Origin of the sequence: Candidatus Accumulibacter vicinus (genome assembly GCF_000584955.1) — a bacterium.
Lineage (GTDB): Bacteria > Pseudomonadota > Gammaproteobacteria > Burkholderiales > Rhodocyclaceae > Accumulibacter > Accumulibacter vicinus.
The window spans coordinates 80,526-83,300 of the sequence record NZ_JDSS02000020.1; the positions used below are offsets into that span (position 1 = coordinate 80,526).

The 2,775-nt window shown below is 57.3% G+C and carries 3 protein-coding genes; 1 reads left to right on the plus strand and 2 read right to left on the minus strand.

The genetic code is table 11. The annotated features are described in order from the left end of the window. Positions 1-1,116 (minus strand): adenylosuccinate lyase (gene purB, locus CAPSK01_RS08475; RefSeq protein WP_034925216.1); only part of this gene is annotated, 1,116 nt, incomplete at its 3' end. Between the two features lie 122 nt (positions 1,117-1,238). Here purB and CAPSK01_RS08480 point away from each other — a divergent pair. Beyond that, on the plus strand, positions 1,239-1,847 hold the full coding sequence (locus CAPSK01_RS08480) for a glutathione S-transferase (protein ID WP_034925219.1): 609 nt from the start codon (positions 1,239-1,241) through the stop codon (positions 1,845-1,847). 11 nt (positions 1,848-1,858) lie between these two features. On the opposite strand, the gene motB is transcribed toward CAPSK01_RS08480, so the two are convergent. Beyond that, positions 1,859-2,775 (minus strand): flagellar motor protein MotB (gene motB, locus CAPSK01_RS08485; RefSeq protein ID WP_273703350.1); only part of this gene is annotated, 917 nt, incomplete at its 5' end.

The window sequence follows — 2,775 nt, forward strand, 5'->3', positions numbered from 1 at the left end:
AGCCGGATCGGCTTCGAGCTTGTTCAAGCCGCGTAACAGCGAGTCGTAGGCGAGCAGCGTATAGCCAAGCGCGACCCCCATATTGCGCAGCACCGTCGAATCGGTCAGGTCGCGTTGCCAGCGTGAGACCGGCAATTTCTCGGCAAGATGGCGCAAGACGGCGTTCGCCAGACCAAGATTGCCCTCGGAGTTTTCAAAGTCGATTGGATTCACCTTGTGCGGCATGGTCGAAGAACCGATCTCGCCATCCTTGAGTTTCTGCTTGAAGAAGCCCAGCGAGATGTAGCCCCAGACATCCCGGTTCAGGTCGATGAGGATCAGGTTAGCACGCGCAAAGGCATCGAACAACTCCGCCAGCGCGTCGTGTGGCTCGATCTGAATCGTGTAAGGGTTGAATTCCAGCCCCAGTGATTCAACGAAGGTTCTCGCAAAGTTCTCCCAGTCAAAGTCCGGGTAAGCCGCAAGATGTGCATTGTAGTTGCCGACCGCCCCATTGATCTTGCCGAGCAATTGCACCCTGGCGATCGCCGAGCGGGCACGGCCAAGGCGATAGGCCGCATTTGCCATTTCCTTGCCGAGCGTCGTCGGCGTTGCCGGCTGGCCATGCGTACGCGACATCATCGGCAAGTCGGCCAACTCATGGGCGAGTTCCCTGAGACGGGTGATCGCCCTGTCAAGCACTGGCAGGAGGGTTTCGTCGCGCGCCGACCGCAGCATCAGGGCGTGCGCAAGATTGTTGATATCCTCGGAGGTACACGCAAAGTGAATGAACTCTGCAACGCGCATGACTTCAGTGTTGTTCGCCAGACGTTTCCGGATCCAGTACTCGAGTGCCTTGACATCGTGATTGGTCACCGCCTCGATCTCTTTCACCTCGCCAGCCTGCTGCGGACCGAAATCGGCCAGCAACGAATCCAACTCGACGAGCGTTCCTTCGGAGAAAGCAGGAATCTCGGCAAAATGCGGCTCGGCGGCCAACGCCTTGAGCCATTCCAGTTCAACCTGCAAGCGGCGCCGAATCAGTCCGTATTCGGAAAACTGCGGTCGCAGTGCATCAAGCCTGCCCGCATAGCGACCGTCCAGCGGGGAAAGAGAAGTCAGGGAAAATACAGGCATGCAGATTCTCCTCAAGGCGTACACGGATGGACTGCTATTCTACCTGTCGGTGAGATATGCCCGTAAACGGGATGCAGGCACGATGCTATAATCTTGTGCAGACAATCACCATCGGGAAGCCAATGAAGCTTATCGGATCACTGACCAGTCCCTACGTCCGTAAAACGCGCGTCGTGCTGGCCGAGAAGAAGATCGACTATGATTTCGAACTCGACTCTCCTTGGACACCGGAAAATCAGGTCGCCCACGTCAATCCGCTCGGCAAGATCCCGATCCTCATCCTCGACGACAATACCGTTCTGTTCGATTCACGAGTGATCGTCGAATACCTGGACAATGTTGCGCCAAACAACAAGTTGATGCCGGGGCAGAATCGCGAACGGACTGAAGTCAAACGCTGGGAAGCCTTGGCGGACGGCGTGTGCGATGCGGCCGCACTGGTTTTTCTCGAAAAGAAGCGGCCTGGCGCGCAGCAGAGCGGCGAATGGATGGCCCGCCAGGAAGACAAGATCATCCGCAGCCTGGAGTTCATGTCAGGCGAACTGGCCGACAATACCTGGTGCATGGGAACCCATTTTTCGCTTGCTGACGTGGCTGTCGGATGCGCGCTCGGCTACCTGGCATTCCGCTTTCCCGACATCGACTGGCAGGAAAAGCATCCCAACCTCGCTCGTCTTTACGAGAAGTTGATGCGGCGGCGTGCTTTCCTGGACACCGTCCCGCAAATCTGATCGGCTGCTCATCAGCCGGGTTTGCCGCCAGGGGTGGCTGGTGGCGTCATCTGTTTGGTGTCGACTCCCTGCGCACCGACTTCGACCGCGTCACCCTTGCCGTCCTCCTGCAACAGCGACTCTTCCGATCTTTTGTTCAGGACGACGATGCTGATCCGGCGATTGATCGAACTGAGCGGGTCGTTCTTGTCGAACAATACGGTGGACGCGAGTCCAACAACGCGCAACACCTTGTGTTCATCCATGCCGCCGAGAATCATCTCGCGTCGGGACGCGTTCGCACGATTCGCCGAAAGCTCCCAGTTCGAGAAACCCTTTTCACCACCGCCAAACTGCGCTGCGTCGGTGTGACCCGACAGACTCAGCTTGTTTGGTACGGCATTCAGCGCCTTGCCGATCTCGCGCAGAATCACCCGCGTATAGGGTTTCAGCTCGGCACTGCTGGTATCGAACATCGGGCGATTCTGCTCATCGACAATCTGAATTCGCAAACCTTCACTGGTAATGTCGATCAGCAGCTGACTCTTGAACTGTTGGAGTGCCGGATTGCTCTCGATCAGTTTCTCGATACTCTGTTTGAGTTCGCTGAGCATCACCTTTTCGCGCTCTTCGAACTCCTTGCGCGCCAGTTCAGCATTGGTTTCCTTGAGGTTCACCGCTTTGCTCTTGGCCTCCACGTCGCCCCCCTTGACCTGCCCGGCGGTGCGCGACAAATCCTTGCCGCCGCCCTTGAGCACACTCGAACTGTCACCCGTCCCCGAACCACCTGTCGAAGCGATCTTCAGCGGGTTCTGAAAATAATCGGCGATCCCTTTCAAATCACCACTGGAAGTCGACCCCAACAGCCACATCAACAGGAAAAAGGCCATCATCGCCGTCACGAAATCGGCATAGGCGATCTTCCACGCACCACCGTGGTGACCCGCCG